Source organism: Pigmentiphaga sp. CHJ604 (assembly GCF_036972535.1).
Classification (GTDB): Bacteria; Pseudomonadota; Gammaproteobacteria; order Burkholderiales; family Burkholderiaceae_B; genus Pigmentiphaga; species Pigmentiphaga daeguensis.
The window spans coordinates 4981311-4995399 of record NZ_CP136998.1 but is presented as its reverse complement, the minus strand read 5'-3'; the positions used below and the strand labels follow the sequence as shown (position 1 = coordinate 4995399).

Genomic DNA, 14089 nt, shown 5'->3' with positions numbered 1-14089 from the left:
CCGTCATGACCCAAGCCCATTCTTCCCAAGCGGACATCCTCGTCGTCGGCACCGGCATCGCCGGGCTGGCCGCCGCGCTCGCGCTGGCCCGCCAGGGGCTGCGCGTGGGCCTGCTCGGGCCGCGCGCGCCGCTGCCGGCGCCCGAGGCGGACCGCTTCGATCCGCGCGTCTACGCGCTGTCGCCGGCCAGCCGCGACCTGCTGGCGGACCTCGGGATCTGGGATGCCCTGCCCGCCGAGCGCATCACCGGCGTGCGGCGCATGGAAATCCTGGGCGATCGGCCGGCCTTGGGCGACCAACCGGGGCGGCTGGACCTGTCGGCGTGGCAGGCCGGTTGCGACCACCTGGCCTGGATCGCCGAGTCGCGCGAACTGGAGCGGGTATTGCGGCAGGCCGTGCAATGGTCTGGCATACGCTGGACTACGGAAGATTTCGTCGGGCTCGAGGCCGGGCGCGATGGCGAAGGGGTGACGCTGCGGACCTCCGGCGGCCAGGCGCTACGGGCGCGGCTGGCGGTGGCGGCCGACGGCGCCGACTCGAAGCTGCGCGAGGCCGCCGGGCTCGCCGCGCAGCGATCGGCCTACGGGGCGACAGGCGTGGTCGTGCACCTGGGCGCGGAGCTGCCCCACCAGGAATGCGCCTGCCAATGGTTCACGCCCGACGGCATCCTGGCCCTGCTGCCCATGCCCGATACCCGGGATGGGCCGCAGGTCTCGATGGTGTGGTCGATGCCGGGCGCGCAGGCCGCCGCCTTGCTGGCGATGCCCGAGCCGGACCGCGCACAGGCGCTGGAGGCCCGCCTGGCCGCGGCCACCGGAGGCCGGCTGGGCGCGCTGCGCGTGCGCAGTCCGCTGTTCGGCTTTCCGCTGGTCCTGCAGCATTGTCCCCAGCTTGCCCACCGGGGCGTGGTCCTGCTGGGCGATGCCGCGCATGTCGTGCATCCGCTGGCCGGCCAGGGGCTGAACCTGGGACTGGGGGACGTGAAGGCGCTGGCGCAGGTGCTGGGAGGCCGCGAGCCGTTCCGCGCCGTCGACGATCCGCGCCTGCTGCGCCGCTACGAACGGGCGCGCGCGGAGCCGCTGCTGGCCATGCGTACCGTCACCGACGGGCTGTTCCATCTGTTCGGCGCCCAGGCTGCGCCGGTCGCATGGCTGCGCAACGCCGGGCTGGATCTGGTGAACCGCATGCCCCTGCTCAAGCGTATGCTGGTGAATGGCGCTTCGGGTACAGGAACTCGCGCCTGACGGGCGCGGTCCGACTGTTGTCTAGGAGATTCGATGAAACGCATGCTGACTTCCCTGTTGCTGACCGCGGCCATGGCCGCGCCCGTGTCCATGGCGTGGGCGCAAGCGGGCGCCAAGGGCGCTCCCACGACCGAGGAGGCGGTCAAGCAGCGCTTCGTGCAGCGTTTCGGCGAGGTAGGCGTCGAGGGCGTGTCGCGCACCCCCTACGGCTTGTACGAGGTGCGCATCGGCGGCGAGCTGGTCTACACCGACGAGAAGGTCAGCTTCGTGCTGGACGGCAACCTGATCGACGCCTCGACCCGCAAGAACGTGACGCGCGAGCGCAAGGAACAACTGCTGGCCGTGAAGTTCGACGAGCTGCCGCTGAACCTGGCCATCAAGCAGGTGCGCGGCAACGGCTCGCGGCGCATCGCGTTGTTCGAGGACCCCAACTGCGGCTATTGCAAGCAGCTGCGCCGTTCGATGGAAGGCATCGACAACGTCACCATCTACACCTTCCTTTATCCCATCCTGTCGCCCGACTCCACCGTCAAGTCGCAGGCGGTGTGGTGCGCGCCGGACAAGGGCAAGGCCTGGGACGAATGGATGCTGAACGGCAAGGCGCCCAAGGCCGGCACCTGCGACGCGCCGCTCAAGGAATTGCTGGCCCTGGGCAAGAAACTGCAAGTTACCGGCACCCCCACCATCATCTTCGGCGACGACACCCGGGTGGGAGGCGCGATTCCCGCCGACCGGCTGCGCCAGAAGCTCGATTCCCTGGGCAAGCCCAGCTGAAGCCCGGACGTGCTCAATTGGGCCGCAGGCCCGCCTTGGCGATGAACCGGGTCCAGGTGTCCAGCTCGGACCGGATCAGCGTCCCGAACTCGGCCGAGGTGTGAGGGTCGGCGGGCGTCATGCCCAGTTCACGGACCTGCCTGAGCACCTCGGGCTGCGCCATGATCCGGGCCAGCTCGTCATGCCATTTGGCGATCACCGCGGCCGGCGTGCCGGCGGGAGCCACCAGGCCTTCCCATTCCTTCATCCTGAAACCGCGCACGCCGCTTTCCTCCAGCGTGGGGACATCGGGCAGCGTGGCCAGGCGAGTGGGGCTGGTCACCGCCAGCGCGCGCAGCTTGCCGGCCTTGACCAGCGGCACGGCCACCGACGAGGTGGCGAACATGGCCGAGACGTCGCCCGACAGCAGGCCCTGCACCGCTTCGGCCGGCCCCTTGTAGGGCACGTGCAGCATCTCGGCACCGACGAACTGCGCGAAGCCTTCGCCGATCAGGTGCGCCGGGGAGCCGTTGCCGCCCGATGCGTACGTCACGGCGCCCCGCGCGCCCTTGGCCCGCGCGATCAACTGGTCCAGCGTGGCGATGTCCGATCCCTGGGGCACGGCCAGCACGTTGTAGATCCAGACCAGGTTGGAGATGGGCGCGAAGGCGTTGGCGGTGTCGTAGGGCACCTTGCCGAACAGCGCGGGTAGCACCGTGTGGGTCAGGAACATCATGCCCATGGTGTAGCCGTCGGGCTGGGCCTGCGCCACGGCGGCCAGCCCTATCATGCCGGTGGCCCCGGGCCGGTTCTCGACCACCACGGGCTGGTGCCAGGCCGCCTGCAGGCGTTCGCCCACCAGGCGCGCCAGCACGTCGGGCGGGCTGCCCGGCGGCAGGGGGACGATGATGCGCATCGGCCGGGACGGGTAGTCCTGGGCACAGGCCGGGCCCGAGGCCAGGGCGGTCGTCAGCAGGGCCGCGAATACGCTACGTAACGGGGGCATGGCTGGACACTCCGTGGAAGAGGCAACCGGGCGGTCTCAGGCGGCGGCCGAGACCGGGGGCAGGAAGACGACGCCGTACTCGCGCGCCGTCTGCACGACCTCGGCGGGGTTCGACATATTGTGGATGCGCTGGTAGAGCTCGACCAGCCTGCCCGACGGGGCGGCCCAGAACAGCGCCGTCGCGGGAGCGCCGGAGTTGTTGTAGAAGGCATGCGGGATGCCGCGCGGCATGCGCACCAGGTCGCCCGCGCCGGCGCTCTGCTGCCGGCCGTCCAGGATGAGATCGATGCGGCCCGACAGCACGAAGATGTACTCGTCCTGGTGGGGATGCACGTGCGGCGGCACGAAGGTCTCGATCGGGAAGGTGGCGTGCCACGAGAAGCTGTCCTCGGACATCTGCTTGGGCACGTACACCTGGCCAAGGATGTTCCACGACACGCCGTCGATGCCGGTATGGGCGCGGGTGATGTCGGGCGTTTCGTTCCTCATTGCGGGACTCCTTGCTTGCCCGTCAGGCGATCGAGGGTCGATTTGACGAGCGGGTTGGTGGACGAGAACCGGGGCTTGAAGGATTGCCGGGCGCGGGCCAGGTCGTCCTCGTCCCAGTAGCCGATCAGGATGCCGCCCTCGGAGATGCGCGGCTGGACTTCCACCGATTCGATCGCGGCGTCCGGCACGGTCACGCGCTGGCGGGGCCGCAGCGCCCAGCGGAACAGGGCCTCGTGCAGGCGCCGCCGCGCCTGCTCGTGCTCGGGCGCCTGGGAGGCGCCCAGGTCCACGAACTCGTCGGGGTCGGACGCGAGATCGAACAGCATGGGCCGGTAGCCCTCGAACAGCACGTATTTCCAGCGCCCGTCGAAGATCATGCGCATCCAGGCGTCGCGCGGAGCGGTGCCCAGTTCGATGCGGGCGTCCTGGAATGCGTAGTCGTACTCGCACACCACTTCCCGCCGCCAGTCGGCCGGGCGCCGGCCGAACAGCAGCGGGCGCAGCGAGCGGCCGTCCATGACGTGCGGCACCGGCGCGCCGCCGCAGACATCGAGGAAAGTGGGCGCGATATCCACCGCCTCGATCAGGTCGGTGCAGCGCGAGCCGCGGGTGGCGTCGGCGCGCGCGTCGGGATCGTAGACGATGAGCGGAACCCGGATGACGGGCTCGTGGAAGAGATCCTTTTCCCCCATCCAGTGGTCGCCCAGGTAGTCGCCGTGGTCGGAGGTGAACACGATCATGGTCGTATCCATCAGGCCGGCTGCTTCCATGAACGAGAACAGCACCCCCATCTGGTCGTCGATCTGCTTGATCAATCCCATGTAGGCGGGAATCACCGCCTCGCGCACGCCGTCCTGCGAGAAGGTCCGCGACACCCGGTGCCTCATCATGGCGGCATATACCGGATGCGGATCCTGGCGCTCGGCCTCGCTGCGCACCACCGGCGCCACATCCTCCGGACCGTACATCGAAGCGTAGGGCTCGGGCACGATGTAGGGCCAGTGCGGCTTGATGTACGACAGGTGCAGGCACCAGGGCTGGTCGCCGGCCTCCCGCATGAAGTCCATGGCCCGCCGGGTCATGTAGGGGGTTTCGGAGTGCTGCTCGGGCACGCGCGCGGGCAGCCGCGAGTACTTCAGGAACCAGCCCGAGCGCGCCTGTCCGTCGCTGTCGGTGCCGGTGTTGGCCCAGGCCTCCCAGGGGTTGTCGCCGTCGCAGCCGTTGCGCCGCAGGTAGTCGTTGTAGGCGGGGTCGGGGTCGTGGCCCGAGTAGGGGTGGATGCCGTCATCGCGTTCGTAGGGGTCGAAGCCGCATTCGCCGATCCGCACGCCTACCGTCGAATCGGGGTCTATGCCCAGGCGGGACATGCCGGCAAGGTCGGCCCGCATGTGCGTCTTCCCGACCAGCACCGAGCGCACGCCCAGCGGCCGCAGGTGATCGCCTATGGTCATCTCGCCGGCCTTGAGCGGCACGAAGTTCCAGCTGGCGCCGTGGGCCTGGACATAGCGTCCGGTGTAGTAGCTCATGCGCGACGGGCCGCAGACCGGCGACTGCACGTAGGCCCGCTCGAACAGCACGCCGCGCGCGGCGAGGCGGTCCAGGTAGGGGGTCATCAGGCGTGGGTGCCCATAGCACGACAGGTAGTCGGCCCTGAGCTGGTCGCACATGATGAAGAGAATGTTCTTCACGCGCTTGGACAATTGCGCCTCCGGGAGTAAGGTTTGGCCGTGCTCGTTACGGGCAATCCTAGGCCGCGCCGCGCGGACATGCTCTTCGCTTTTTTTGATATCGATTACTTGGGGTTATCACCCTCCGGACGATGCGCCTTCAACAATTGCAGCTCCTGCTCGTGCTGGCCCAGACCGGCAGCCTGCGCGCCTCGGCCGAGATGTTGCACGTCTCGCAGCCGGCCCTGACCAAATCGCTGCGCCAGCTGGAAGACGAATTCGGGACCACGCTGGTGCTGCGCACCGCCAAGGGGGTAAGGCTGGCGCCGGCGGGCGAGATGCTGGCGGCCCGGGCGGCCACCGTGATGCGCGAACTGGGGCGGGCGCGCGAGGAGATCGCCTGGCACACCGAACATGCCCAGGCCAGCGTCACCGTGGGCCTGTCGCCGGGCGGCGCCATCCTGCTCGGGCCCGGCGCCCTGGCGCGCTTCCGGGCGCGCTGGCCGCAGGTGCGCATACGGCTGGTCGATACGCTGTATCCGCGCATGTTCGCGCAACTGCGGGCCGGGGAACTGGATCTGGCGATCGGGCCGCTGCCGGTCGAAGGCGCACGGCGCGACCTGGCCATCCAGCCCATCTTCACGAGCCGGAACCTGATCGCCGCCCGCTGCGGGCATCCGCTGGCGGACCGTACCCGGCTGGCCGACCTGGCCCAGGCCGCCTGGGTGCTGACGGGACCGGCGGGCGGGCCGGGCGACCCCCGGCGGATGGATTTCGAGTCGCGCGGGCTGCCGGCGCCCGACGTGCGCCTGGAGTGCGAGTCGTTCTCGACGCTGTTGGCGATTCTGCCGGACCTGGACATCCTGGGCGTGGTGCCCGAGGGATTCTTCCAGCGGCATGGGCCGGCGATGAATCTCGTGGCCCTGCCGATCGCGGACGACTTGCCCGCGACCACGATCCACCTGGTGGCACGGGCCGACGCGCCGCTGACCGTCCCGGCCCAGCGGCTGTACGAAGCGTTCGAGCAAGAGGCGCGCGGCCTGCGCGCCGACGTGCAGCCGGCGCGCGCCCGGCGGCGCAGGGCCTAGCGCGCCGGCGCCGGCACCCCTTCGTTCTTCGGCCACAGCACCCACAACCGGGTCGGCTGCTTCATGCGGCCGGCCATTTCCCCGGCCTCGTCGCCGAACCCCCAGAACAGGTCCACCCGGGCCGGGCCCTTGATGGCCGTGCCGGTGTCCTGGGCCAGGGCCACGACGTTCATGGGCTGGCGCGAGGCCGGCTGGGTGGTCGACAGGAACACTGGGCTGCCCAGCGGCACGATGGACGGGTCCACGGCCAGCGAGCGATGCGGCGTCAGGGGCAGCCCCATGGCGCCGCGCGGTCCCTCGGACGGGTCGGCCACGGCTTCCTCGCGGAAGAACACCACGGCCGGGTTGGCGTTGAGCATTTCCTTGACGCGCGCCGGATTGCGCTGGGCCCAGGCTCGTATGCCCTGCATCGATGCCTGCGCCGGCGTCAGTTCCCCTTTGTCGATCAGCCACTTGCCGATCGACACGTAGGGATGGCCGTTGTGGTCGGCATAGGCCACGCGGATGGTGCTGCCCTGGCCGGGGCCGTTGTCGAGCACCGCGCGGCCAGTGCCCTGCACCTGCAGGAAGAAGGCATCGACCGGATCGTTGACCCAGACGATGGCCGGCGGCTGGCGCTCGGGCCGCTCGATTTCCCCGCGCGTGTCGTAGGGAACGACGCGCTTGCCGTCGAGCTTGCCCCGCACGCGCTTGCCCACGAGTTCCGGGTACAGGCCGCCCAGGTCTATGGTCAGCAGGTCGGCCGGGACCGCGTAGAGCGGCCACTGGTAGGCGCCGCCGCGTTCGCGCGAGGCATGCACCAGCGGCTCGTAGTAGCTCGTGGCCAGGCCGGAGGCGACTTCGCCGCCCGGGCCGCGTACCGACCACGGCTGCAGCCACTGTTCCATGAAGGCACGCACCTGGTCCGCCGAGGGCGTGGCCGGCAGCTCGCGCGCGGCCGCGCAGACCTGCTGCCACGCATAGGGGTCGGCCATGGGAGGCGCGGTGTTGGAGACCGGCCGGCCCGTGCGCAGGATGATGGACCGGCAATTGGCCAGGAACGGACGCCAGATCGCCTCGACCGTATCGGTACGCCAGCCCGGCAACTGCTGCCAGGTCCCGCGCACGAAGTGCTTGCTGCTTTGCAGGGCGGGCTTGCTGGCCGGCCGGGGAACGGGCGGGGGCAGCGGCCGCGCGCTGTCGGGCACCGGCGGAGGCGCTACCGTGGCCGGCGGGGCGGTCACGGCGGGCTGGGACGGCGCCGTGCCTGTGTCCTGCGGGGCCTGGCCCGTGCCGGTCGGCTGCGCGCATCCGGCCACGGCCGCGGCCAGGGCGAGCGCGGACAGGGGGAAGCGGTTAAATTGGCGGCAATGCCAGTTCCTGGCAATGAACTCGCGAAGGGACATTATGTGGTTGCTCCTGCTGGAAGCGTTCCTGGCGCTTTCCATACTCATATTCATCGTGGTGTGGACCATGCGAGGCAGGGTCAATCCCCCCCCTACGCGCTCCGCGCGCCCCCCAGGGGGCGATGCGAGCGGACCGGCAAAGCCGGATCCGCCGCATCCTGTGTCCCCACCGTTGCGTTCTGGGACAGATGCCGGCGAGGAGTAGGGGCGCTCATCAGTGCAACGTCCGGGGCATGGCCAGGACGAATTCGGGGATGTCGACCTCGAAGGGCATGCCGTTCTCGCCGACGCAGTGGTAGGTGCCGCGCATGGTGCCCACCGGCGTCGAAAGCGGGCAGCCGCTGGTGTATTCGAAGCTTTCGCCGGGCTGCAGCAGGGGTTGCTGGCCCACGACCCCCAGGCCCCGGACTTCCTGCTCCTGCTGGTTGCCGTCGGTGATGATCCAGTGGCGGCTGATCAGCTGGGCGGGTTCGGATCCGGTGTTGGTGATGCGGATGGTGTACGCAAAGACGTATTGCAGCTTGCCGGGGTCGGATTGATCGGCCAGGTAGCGGGGCTGTACGGTAACCGTCAGTTCATGAGATTTCATGCGTGCGCCATAGGGGTCTGACAAGCTTCTACAATGGGAGGCATCCGGCCGGGCCGGCATCCGCGGGCATGGCGTCCGCCGGGATGCCGGGCGGGCCTGCTCCTGCAAACGGAATATCTTATGCCAGCCTTCACCATTTCCGGGCCCGCTTCCACGCGTATCGCCCCCAGCATTCTATCCGCCGATTTCGCCCGCTTGGGGGAAGAGGTGCGCAATGTCGTGGCCGCCGGTGCGGATTGGATACATTTCGACGTGATGGACAACCATTACGTGCCCAACCTGACCATCGGCCCCATGGTCTGTGAGGCCATCCGCCCCCACGTGCAGGTGCCCATCGACGTGCACCTGATGGTGGAGCCGGTGGATGCGCTGATCCCGATGTTCGCCAAGGCCGGCGCCGACGTCATCACCTTCCACCCCGAGGCCTCGCGCCACGTCGACCGTACCCTGGCGCTGATCCGCGACCACGGCTGCCAGGCCGGGCTGGTGTTCAACCCCGCCACGCCCCTGGACTGGATGGATTACGTGATGGACAAGCTGGACATCGTGCTGCTGATGTCGGTCAACCCCGGCTTCGGGGGCCAGAGCTTCCTGCCTTCCACGCTGGACAAGCTGCGCCAGGCGCGCACGCGGCTGGATCGCTGGCAGGCGGAAACCGGCCGCGTCATCGCGCTGGAGGTCGACGGCGGGGTCAAGGCCGACAACATCGCCGCCATCCGCGCGGCGGGCGCCGATACCTTCGTCGCCGGGTCGGCCATCTTCGGCAAGCCCGACTACGCGGCGGTCATCAAGGAAATGCGTGCGCAGATCGCCAAGGGCGATGCGTCCTACGCCTGAGCCGGACCCGGCAAGCAAGGAGCCAGCATGAGTTTTCGCGCCGTACTGATCGATCTCGACGGGACCCTGGTGGATTCCGTGCCCGACCTGGCGCGCGCGGCGAACGTCATGCGGGTCGAATTCGGACTGGTGCCCCTGCGCGAGGACGTGATCGCCACCTTCGTCGGCAAGGGCATGGAGAACCTGGTGCACCGCGCGCTGTCGGGCAGCCTGGACGGCCGCGCCGGGCAGGAGCGTTTTCCGGAGGCACTGGATGTCTTCCGCCATGCCTACCAGGAGGTCAACGGCGAGACCGCCCGCATCTTCGACGGCGTGCTCGAGGGCCTGCAGGCCATGAAGGCACAGGGCCTGCGCATCGCGGTCGTGACCAACAAGCCGGCCGAGTTCACCGGCCCGCTCCTGGAGCGGATCGGGCTGCGCGCCTATTTCGACGCCGTGGTCAGCGGCGACAGCGTGGCCCGCAAGAAACCGGATCCCGACCCCGTGCTGCATGCGTGTGAACTGCTGGGCGTCACGCCGGCCGAGGCCGTGGTGGTGGGCGACTCCATGAACGATGCGTCGGCGGCCAAGGCGGCCGGTTGCCGCGTGCTGCTCGTCCCCTACGGTTACAACGAGGGGCGGGATGTGCATGCCATCGAGTCCGATGGTATAGTTTCCACGCTCGTCGACGCGGCACAATGGATTTCCCAGTCGCAGGTCCTGTCCCGCACCACGGTGGTTCCGCCGGCGTCGTTCTAGTTTCTTCCCAGGGTCTTTTCCCGCACATATGGTTGCCATGACTCGGTCGTCCGCTCAAACCTGCGCCTGGTGGCGCTGGTGGCGTTCGTCTGCCGGGTGGTGGTGATTCTCTCCGGCCGTAAGCCAGCGCGCTGACCGGCCCCTAGCAAATCCCGATACGAATCTCCCCGCCCGAGTCCTGCCGGACCGTCGGGGCATGTCTGCTCGTGCGTTCCGGACAGGGGCCGGCGGAACTCCAACATTCCACGCGATACGAGGCAAGCATGACCGAAGTCGAATTCCAGGCCCTGGCTTCCCAGGGATACAACCGCATCCCGCTGGTGTCCGAAACCTATGCCGACCTGGATACCCCGCTCGGGCTCTATCTGAAACTGGCCCAGAGCGGGCCCCGGCGCGGCGCCATGAGCTGCCTGCTGGAGTCCGTGGTGGGCGGCGAGCGTTTCGGGCGCTACTCCTTCATCGGCCTGCCCGCGCGCACCTTCATCCGGGCGCGCGGCCGCAACGTCGAGGTGGTGACCGACGACCAGGTGGTCGAGCGCCACGAGGGCGATCCGCTCGCTTTCATCGCCGAATACCAGAAACGCTTCAAGGTGGCGCTGCGTCCCGGGATGCCCCGTTTCGTGGGCGGCCTGGCCGGCTACTTCGGCCATGACATGGTCCGCCACATCGAACCCCGGCTGGGCCCCTGCACCAAGCCCGACCCCGCCGGCATGGGCGATCCGGTGCCCGACCTGCTGCTGCTGTTGATCGACGAACTGGCCATCATCGACAACCTGAGCGGGCGGCTTTACCTGATGGTCTACGCCGACCCCGGCCAGCGCGAAGCCTATGCCCGCGCCCGCACCCGCCTGCTGGACCTGCGTGCCCAGCTGCGCCGCCCGGCCGAGATCCCGTACAGCCAGGCCAGCATGGTCACCGAGACCCGCCGCGACTTCCAGAAGCCGGACTACCTGGCGGCCGTGCGCAAGGCCAAGGAATACATCGCCGCCGGCGACCTGATGCAGGTCCAGGTGGGCCAGGTCATTGCCAAGCCCTTCCGCGATTCGCCGCTGTCGCTGTACCGGGCGCTGCGCTCGCTCAATCCCTCGCCCTACATGTACTTCTGGAATTTCGGCGACTTCCACGTCGTGGGTTCCTCGCCCGAGATCCTGGTGCGGCAGGAGGCGGTGCAGGAACAGGGCGAGACCCGCAGCCGCGTCACGATCCGGCCCCTGGCCGGCACCCGTCCGCGTGGCGGCACGCCCGAGGAAGACCTGGCGCTGGCCGAGGAACTGCGCGCCGATCCCAAGGAGATTGCCGAGCATGTCATGCTGATCGACCTGGCCCGTAACGACGTCGGCCGCATCGCCGAGATCGGCTCGGTGCAGGTGACCGACCAATTGGCGATCGAACGCTATTCGCATGTCATGCACCTGGTGTCCAACGTCACCGGGCTGCTGCGCCGGGACATGAGTTCCATGGACGTGCTGCGCGCGACCTTTCCGGCAGGCACGCTGTCCGGCGCGCCCAAGGTGCGGGCGCTGGAACTGATCGACGAACTGGAGCCGGTGCGGCGCTGCGTGTACGGCGGGGCGGCGGGCTACCTGAGCTACGGCGGCGAGATGGACCTGGCCATCGCCATCCGCACCGGCGTGATCAAGAACGGCATGCTGTACGCGCAGGCGGCCGCTGGCGTGGTGGCCGACTCCGAGCCCGAGAAGGAATGGGCGGAAACGGAGGCCAAGGCGCGGGCGGTGCTACGGGCGGCGGAGCAGGTGCAGCTGGGATTGGACGATCCGGTCTGAAGGGCGCCTGCCTCTCAATCCGCCGGCGCCACCGATACGCCCTCGATCCGGTGGCGCTCCAGGGCCTCGGCCACGAAGCCGGACGCCTTGGCCTCTTCCACATAGGTCCGCAGCACCCGGATGGCCTCGTCGCCGCGGCCCTTGGGTAGGCCCATGGCCTGACGTATTTCCATGAAGCGCCCGGGCAGGAGGCGCAGCCCGCCGCGGGCCGCCATGTCGGCCTCCAGTTGCTGGCGTACGCCGGCGGCGACGTCGGCGCCTTCCTTCACGAAGACCTCGACCACCGATGGCGACGTGGGCGCGCGCAGCAGCGTGGCGTGCTGGAGCGCGCGGGTCAGGAACAGGTCGTAGGCGCTGCCGCGGCCGACCACGACGGTGGTGCCCTCGGCGTCGACTTCGTCGTTGCTGCGCAGCGGCGAGTCATGAGGCACCAGGTAGCATCCCTCGATGATCACGTAGGGAGCGGTAAAGCCTATGCCTTGCCCACGCTCGGGATCGATGGCGAAGAAGCCGACGTCGGCCTCTTCGTCGGTGACCGCGCGCACGGATTCGCCGGCGCTCTTGAACACCTTCAGTTCGATGGGCAGGTCCAGCCGGCGCGCCAGTTCCCGCGCCAGGTCGACCGATACGCCGCGCGGGGTGTCGCTGCCCGCGTCCAGGGAGGCGAGGATGGGATTGCCGATGTTGATGGAGGCGCGCAGCACGCCGGTGGGGGCGAAGGCGGTGCGTACGTCGGGAGTGATGGGCATGGTCAAGCGTTCGCGAGTTGAGAGAAATCGAGGCGGGGCGGGCAGCACAGATCGATCTTCGTCTGCTGCAGCGTCTCGCTGAACCAGGCGCCGATTTCGGCGGCGCGTTCGCCCACGTAGACGGGGCGGCCGTCGGCGTCCAGGCGCATGCTGAGGTCGTGGCCCGGAACCAGCAATGTGCCGGGCCGCCGCTTCCAGAGCTGCCAGATCGTTTCCAGGCTGCGGGCGCTGGCCTGCGCGTCGTCGGTGTCCGCCACGCTCATGCTGAGCAGTTCGGCGCGGTTCTTGGCCGCGTCGCCGGTGAACAGCACCGGTTCCTGCGCATCGGTCAGATAGAACAGGAGATGGCCGGGCGTATGGCCCGGGGCCGCGATGGCCTGCAGCCCGGGCAGGAAGGTTTCGCCGTCGCGCACCCGCCGCACGCGCGGCGAGGCGCATAGTTCGCGTACGTAGAGTTCGGGGATGGGGTTGAAACCGGGCGGCTGGGCGGCGGCCCAGCTCAGTTCCTCGTCGCCGATCCAGACGGTGGCCTGCGGAAACAGCGTGAAGTTGACCGCATGGTCGTAGTGGGCATGGGTCAGCACCACGTCGGTGATGTCGGCCGGCTGCACGCCGCGGCCGGTAAGCGCCTTCAGGATGGGCTTGCGGGCGCCGAAGGCGCCGACGTCGACGAGGACGTTGCGGTCACCGGCGCGAACCAGCGTCACCGTGCTCCAGCCCAGCCCGCCGTGATGGGTGGCGCGTCCAGGGTAGCCCTGGACCAGGACATCGACCGTTGTCATGTTCATTGCATCCTGATGTTCGCGTCCCGGATCAGACGCCGGTACATGCCGAGTTCGGTGGCGATCAACTGGCCGAAATCCGTCGGGGAGCCGGCGACGATCTCGTAGCCGCCCTCGTCGGCCAGCCGCTTGACCACATCGGGCTCACGCATGGCGGCGGCCACCGCATCGTTCAGTGTCCTGACGATGGCCGCATCGGTGCCGGCAGGAGCAAGAATGCCCTGGAACTGCGTGATGTGGAAGCCCTTGTAGCCGAGTTCTTCCATGGTGGGAACATCGGGCAGCGCGGGCGAGCGGGTCGGGCCGGACACCGCGAACGCGCGCAGCTTGCCGCCGTGGATATGCGGCACGGCGGTCACGATGGTGTCGAAGGTAAAGGACAACTGTCCGCCCAGGATATCGGCTAGCGCCTGGGCGTTGCCCTTGTAGGGGACGTGGGTGAGTTCGGCCTTGCTCATCAGCGCCAGGAGCTCTCCGGCCAGGTGGCCGCCGGCGCCGATGCCGGCGGAACCATAGCTGAGCTTGCCCGGCTGCGCGCGCGCCGTCCGGACCAGGTCGTCCAGGCTGCGCAGGGGCGAGGCCGCGGGCACGACCAGCGCGTATTGATAGCTGGTCAACTGGCTGACGGGCACGAGGTCCTTCACCGGGTCGTACGGCACCTTGTCGTACAAGGACGGGTTGACGACCAGCGGCCCGCTGGCATCGGCCAGCAGGGTGTAGCCGTCCGGCTTCGCCTTGGCGACGAAGTCCGTGCCTATCATGCCGTTGGCGCCCGGCTTGTTCTCGACGACGAAGCTCGCGCCCAGGCGGTCCGAGAGTTTCTGGGCGACCACCCGCGTGGTGATGTCGGCGGCGCCGCCGGCGACGTAGGGCACGATGACCCGCACGGGCCTGGATGGGTACTTGTCCGCGGCGTGCGCGTGCCCGGGCAGTGCCAGGGCCAGCATCGCCAGCGTTGCCAGTGTCTTCATGTCTTTC

At 69.1% G+C, this 14089-nt stretch carries 14 protein-coding genes; 6 read left to right on the top strand and 8 right to left on the bottom strand.

Annotated elements, in window-relative coordinates:
* The first annotated feature begins 5 nt into the window (after window positions 1-5).
* The gene (locus tag R4823_RS23945) at window positions 6-1244 is read left to right on the top strand and encodes an FAD-dependent monooxygenase (protein WP_087840693.1); all 1239 of its coding nucleotides are present in this window, start codon (window positions 6-8) and stop codon (window positions 1242-1244) included.
* 90 nt (window positions 1245-1334) lie between these two features.
* Window positions 1335-2018 carry a DsbC family protein gene (locus R4823_RS23940; RefSeq protein ID WP_243724663.1) on the top strand — a complete coding sequence of 228 codons (684 nt, stop codon included), beginning with the start codon at window positions 1335-1337 and terminating at the stop codon, window positions 2016-2018.
* A 13-nt stretch (window positions 2019-2031) separates the two neighbouring features.
* On the opposite strand, the gene R4823_RS23935 is transcribed toward R4823_RS23940, so the two are convergent.
* From R4823_RS23935 to R4823_RS23925, 3 genes are read right to left on the bottom strand one after another with little or no spacing between them, the layout of a single operon-like run.
* On the bottom strand, window positions 2032-3003 hold the full coding sequence (locus tag R4823_RS23935) for a tripartite tricarboxylate transporter substrate binding protein (RefSeq protein WP_087840691.1): 972 nt from the start codon (window positions 3001-3003) through the stop codon (window positions 2032-2034).
* A 36-nt stretch (window positions 3004-3039) separates the two neighbouring features.
* Window positions 3040-3492 carry a cupin domain-containing protein gene (locus R4823_RS23930; protein ID WP_087840690.1) on the bottom strand — a complete coding sequence of 151 codons (453 nt, stop codon included), beginning with the start codon at window positions 3490-3492 and terminating at the stop codon, window positions 3040-3042.
* A complete protein-coding gene (locus R4823_RS23925; protein WP_338616307.1) occupies window positions 3489-5192 on the bottom strand; it encodes an alkaline phosphatase family protein in 1704 nt (567 codons plus the stop codon). The genes R4823_RS23930 and R4823_RS23925 overlap by 4 nt, the downstream gene beginning before the upstream one ends.
* 134 nt (window positions 5193-5326) lie before the next feature.
* On the opposite strand from R4823_RS23925, the gene R4823_RS23920 reads away from it, so the two are divergent.
* Window positions 5327-6247, top strand: a complete 921-nt coding sequence (locus R4823_RS23920) for a LysR substrate-binding domain-containing protein (RefSeq protein ID WP_165963319.1) — start codon at window positions 5327-5329, stop codon at window positions 6245-6247.
* On the opposite strand, the gene R4823_RS23915 is transcribed toward R4823_RS23920, so the two are convergent.
* Together R4823_RS23915 and apaG are read right to left on the bottom strand one after the other, a co-directional pair.
* Window positions 6244-7632 carry an MltA domain-containing protein gene (locus R4823_RS23915; RefSeq protein WP_338616306.1) on the bottom strand — a complete coding sequence of 463 codons (1389 nt, stop codon included), beginning with the start codon at window positions 7630-7632 and terminating at the stop codon, window positions 6244-6246. The genes R4823_RS23920 and R4823_RS23915 overlap by 4 nt on opposite strands.
* Window positions 7633-7846: 214 nt before the next feature.
* Window positions 7847-8221, bottom strand: coding sequence for a Co2+/Mg2+ efflux protein ApaG (apaG, locus tag R4823_RS23910; protein ID WP_087840687.1), 375 nt, complete (start codon window positions 8219-8221; stop codon window positions 7847-7849).
* 120 nt (window positions 8222-8341) lie between these two features.
* On the opposite strand from apaG, the gene rpe reads away from it, so the two are divergent.
* The 3 genes from rpe (at window position 8342) to R4823_RS23895 (ending at window position 11580) form a co-directional block, all read left to right on the top strand.
* Entirely contained in the window at window positions 8342-9058 is a 717-nt protein-coding gene (gene rpe, locus R4823_RS23905) for a ribulose-phosphate 3-epimerase (protein ID WP_087840686.1), read from the top strand.
* Between the two features lie 27 nt (window positions 9059-9085).
* Complete coding sequence (locus R4823_RS23900) at window positions 9086-9796, top strand: phosphoglycolate phosphatase (RefSeq protein ID WP_087840685.1); 711 nt, start codon at window positions 9086-9088, stop codon at window positions 9794-9796.
* 263 nt (window positions 9797-10059) lie between these two features.
* Window positions 10060-11580, top strand: coding sequence for an anthranilate synthase component I family protein (locus R4823_RS23895; RefSeq protein ID WP_338616304.1), 1521 nt, complete (start codon window positions 10060-10062; stop codon window positions 11578-11580).
* 14 nt (window positions 11581-11594) lie between these two features.
* Here R4823_RS23895 and R4823_RS23890 read toward each other — a convergent pair whose 3' ends face one another.
* The 3 genes from R4823_RS23890 to R4823_RS23880 are packed head-to-tail and all read right to left on the bottom strand — an operon-like array spanning window position 11595 to window position 14082.
* Window positions 11595-12329 carry an ABC transporter substrate-binding protein gene (locus R4823_RS23890; RefSeq protein WP_338616303.1) on the bottom strand — a complete coding sequence of 245 codons (735 nt, stop codon included), beginning with the start codon at window positions 12327-12329 and terminating at the stop codon, window positions 11595-11597.
* 2 nt (window positions 12330-12331) lie between these two features.
* Window positions 12332-13111 carry an MBL fold metallo-hydrolase gene (locus R4823_RS23885; protein ID WP_338616302.1) on the bottom strand — a complete coding sequence of 260 codons (780 nt, stop codon included), beginning with the start codon at window positions 13109-13111 and terminating at the stop codon, window positions 12332-12334.
* A gap of 2 nt (window positions 13112-13113) precedes the next feature.
* Window positions 13114-14082, bottom strand: a complete 969-nt coding sequence (locus R4823_RS23880; RefSeq protein WP_338616300.1) for a tripartite tricarboxylate transporter substrate binding protein — start codon at window positions 14080-14082, stop codon at window positions 13114-13116.
* Window positions 14083-14089 lie beyond the last annotated feature (7 nt).

Excerpts from the sequence above, each read along its gene's own strand:
- R4823_RS23945 (WP_087840693.1), top strand. The coding sequence starts at position 6 with ATGACCCAAGCCCATTCTTCCCAAGCGGACATCCTCGTCGTCGGCACC.
- R4823_RS23940 (WP_243724663.1), top strand. The coding sequence starts at position 1,335 with ATGGCGTGGGCGCAAGCGGGCGCCAAGGGCGCTCCCACGACCGAGGAG.
- R4823_RS23935 (WP_087840691.1), bottom strand. The coding sequence starts at position 3,003 with ATGCCCCCGTTACGTAGCGTATTCGCGGCCCTGCTGACGACCGCCCTG.
- R4823_RS23930 (WP_087840690.1), bottom strand. The coding sequence starts at position 3,492 with ATGAGGAACGAAACGCCCGACATCACCCGCGCCCATACCGGCATCGAC.
- R4823_RS23915 (WP_338616306.1), bottom strand. The coding sequence starts at position 7,632 with ATGTCCCTTCGCGAGTTCATTGCCAGGAACTGGCATTGCCGCCAATTT.
- apaG (WP_087840687.1), bottom strand. The coding sequence starts at position 8,221 with ATGAAATCTCATGAACTGACGGTTACCGTACAGCCCCGCTACCTGGCC.
- rpe (WP_087840686.1), top strand. The coding sequence starts at position 8,342 with ATGCCAGCCTTCACCATTTCCGGGCCCGCTTCCACGCGTATCGCCCCC.
- R4823_RS23900 (WP_087840685.1), top strand. The coding sequence starts at position 9,086 with ATGAGTTTTCGCGCCGTACTGATCGATCTCGACGGGACCCTGGTGGAT.
- R4823_RS23895 (WP_338616304.1), top strand. The coding sequence starts at position 10,060 with ATGACCGAAGTCGAATTCCAGGCCCTGGCTTCCCAGGGATACAACCGC.
- R4823_RS23890 (WP_338616303.1), bottom strand. The coding sequence starts at position 12,329 with ATGCCCATCACTCCCGACGTACGCACCGCCTTCGCCCCCACCGGCGTG.
- R4823_RS23885 (WP_338616302.1), bottom strand. The coding sequence starts at position 13,111 with ATGACAACGGTCGATGTCCTGGTCCAGGGCTACCCTGGACGCGCCACC.
- R4823_RS23880 (WP_338616300.1), bottom strand. The coding sequence starts at position 14,082 with ATGAAGACACTGGCAACGCTGGCGATGCTGGCCCTGGCACTGCCCGGG.